The sequence below is a fragment of the Acinetobacter sp. genome (assembly GCF_036666595.1).
In the GTDB taxonomy this organism is placed as follows: Bacteria; Pseudomonadota; Gammaproteobacteria; order Pseudomonadales; family Moraxellaceae; genus Acinetobacter.
In genome coordinates this window covers 1-522 of the sequence record NZ_JAVWVO010000064.1, presented here as the reverse complement: position 1 = coordinate 522, position 522 = coordinate 1, and the positions used below count along the sequence as shown (strand labels likewise).

At 37.9% G+C, this 522-nt stretch carries 1 pseudogene; it reads right to left on the bottom strand.

The annotated features are described in order from the left end of the window. Positions 1–294: 294 nt before the first annotated feature. A pseudogene (locus tag RR876_RS16760) lies at positions 295–522 on the bottom strand (DNA-binding protein); the annotation flags it as partial.

The window sequence follows — 522 nt, the reverse complement described above, 5'->3', positions numbered from 1 at the left end:
CGAAGTCGATACCATCCCCATCAGCATAATCAAATTCTAATTGATGTAATTCAGTAAGTAGATTTGGAAATTGAGCCATGAAATCCTCTAATTCATTATTTTAAATAATTTCTAAAATTAACATAATACACCTTATACGAAATGCGTTATAATTATCTATAGAAATCAATGCTGTAGTTACATGATTTTAGCCCACATACCCTCTGGTGGGCTTTTTTTATGATTTTTCACGTTCCACGCCTATTATTTAATCAATGTTCCACGACTTTGTTCATATCAGTTAAACAATCGTGGTTAATCATAGGGTCTAAAAAAACGGCTCCAAAAGCCCCTTTTCTCCGGTTCCTGTTCAACGTGCTCCGGTACTGGAATCCGCTTATTTTCCCTCTGCTCGGGAGTAGTCAATCCGTCATGTTTAGTTTCTGCTGTGTCAGGTTCGGGATCTGGTTTGACTATGCTGGGTTGCACTAATTCTTGATCGGTAAACGTAGTCATATTAGGTTTTGGGGCTTCTAATAGGCG